1 protein-coding gene is annotated in these 1,283 nt (G+C 60.2%); it reads left to right on the forward strand.

All coding sequences use genetic code 11. From position 1 onward, the window contains the following. Nucleotides 1–227: 227 nt before the first annotated feature. Entirely contained in the window at nucleotides 228–1,268 is a 1,041-nt protein-coding gene (locus BSZ40_RS11145; protein WP_222842786.1) for an IS30 family transposase, read from the forward strand. Nucleotides 1,269–1,283: the final 15 nt, after the last annotated feature.

Raw genomic sequence — 1,283 nt, forward strand, 5'->3', positions numbered from 1 at the left:
CGCCATATAGGTGGTGTCAGATGCTCAGTGCAACGGTTTGTTGTGTTGGGTTGGAGGTTGTTGTGGGTTGGGATCGGGATGTGGTTTTGGATGAGTTGGAGATGGGGTTTGCTGGGCGGGATATAGCGCGTAGGTTGGGGATTAACCGGGCCACGGTCTCTAGGTGGTGCTGGCAGGCTGGGTTGCGTATGGGTAGGGGGAGGAATGGAGGGCGGGGTGTGCCTGTGATGCCTGAAGAATTTGTTGATGGACACCCCCGGCCGGCCAGGGCTGGTCACGGGCGTCGGTTAGACCATACTGAGCGGGTCTTCATCCAGATCCGGTTGGCTGATGGCTGGTCCTATCGGCGTATTGCTGGGCAGTTGGGGGTGGCTGCTTCCACGGTATCGCGGGAAGTGCGGCGTGGCTGTCTGCTCCCTGACGGGGGCTATAGCGCCAGGCGTTCTAGCCAGCGTTGTGCCCGGTTGCGGTCGCGTAGTTGCCCGGGCAAGCTGGAGACAAACAAGGCCTTACGCAGGCAGGTCGTTGAGTGGTTAAACATGCGGTTTTCCCCACGACAGATCCAGCATCGTTTGGTGGTGGAGTATCCCGAGGAAGTGCAGATGCGGGTGAGTGCCGAGACGATCTACCAGGCGTTGTATGTGCAGGGACGCGGCAGCCTACGTGAGGAGCTACGGGTACAAAAAGCGTTGCGTAGTGGCAGGCAGGCACGCAAGCCCCGCTCGCAACTGCCCGCTAGTTTGCGTAGCTGGGTGCGGGGCTATGAGCTTTCCAAACGCCCGCCCCAGGTCCAAGACCGGGCGGTGCCGGGACACTGGGAAGGTGATCTGGTCATCGGGGCCAACCACCAGTCAGCATTGATAACCCTGGTGGAACGCTCTACCCGCTACACCCTGGTACGTAAAGTACCGGGCCACTTCACGGCCTTAAGCATTGCTGATGAGTTGATCGACATGATGTCCCAACTGCCCGACAAGCTCCGCCAGAGCCTGACCTGGGACCGGGGACCAGAGATGGCCCAACACCCCCGCTTCACCCTGGCCACCGGCACCAAGGTCTACTTCGCTGACCCCCACTGCCCCTGGCAGCGCGGCACCAACGAAAACACCAACGGCCTCATCCGCGACTTCTACCCCAAGGGCACCGACTTCCAAGACGTAACTGACGAAGAGATCGCCCAAATGGAATACCTCCTCAACATCCGCCCCCGCCAAACCCTCAACTGGCTCAACCCCACCGAAAAACTAGCTGTTGCACTCACCACTTGACACCACCTATACACC

This window comes from Buchananella hordeovulneris (assembly GCF_001907235.1).
Taxonomy (GTDB): domain Bacteria; phylum Actinomycetota; class Actinomycetes; order Actinomycetales; family Actinomycetaceae; genus Buchananella; species Buchananella hordeovulneris.